Source organism: Melaminivora alkalimesophila, assembly GCF_000282995.1.
In the GTDB taxonomy this organism is placed as follows: Bacteria; Pseudomonadota; Gammaproteobacteria; order Burkholderiales; family Burkholderiaceae_C; genus Melaminivora; species Melaminivora alkalimesophila.
The window spans coordinates 1-512 of sequence record NZ_ALEE01000188.1 but is presented as its reverse complement, the minus strand read 5'-3'; the positions used below and the strand labels follow the sequence as shown (position 1 = coordinate 512).

Here is a 512-nt window from a genome sequence, read left to right as displayed (position 1 = left end):
CCCCCCCAGCCGCTCGAGCCCTGGATGGAGGAGCTGTACCGCCGCGTCAGTGACCACCAGACCATGGGCAGCGTGGTGGACGAGCTGCGCGCGAGCCTGGCGGATGTGGAAAACTGCATGGACCAGTATTTCCGCGACCCCGGCAACGACACGCTGCTGGGCAGTGTGCCGCCGAAGCTGCAGCAGATGCGCGGCGTGCTCTCGGTGCTGGGCCTGGACCAGGCCTCCCTGGCGGTGGCGCGCATGCGCGAGCTGGTGGAGACGCTGATGCAGGGCGGGATCGCGGCCGAGGCGCAACCGGCGGTGTTCGAGCGCATCGGCAACAGCCTGGGCGCCCTGGGTTTCCTGATCGACATGCTGGGCTACCAGCGCGCGCTGGCGCGCAAGCTGTTCGTCTATGACGAGGAACATGGCGAACTGCGCAGCCTGATGGGGCGCGCGCCGGCGCAGGCGCCGCAGGAATCGGAAGTGCTGGACATCGCCCTCGTCCCGGACGAGGTGCCCGCGCCCGC

General features: G+C 70.1%; 1 protein-coding gene. It reads left to right on the top strand.

Going from position 1 to position 512, the window contains the following annotated elements; translation table 11 throughout:
• Window positions 1-512: hypothetical protein (locus A612_RS03020; protein WP_040435786.1), on the top strand; the 512-nt coding region annotated here is incomplete at both ends.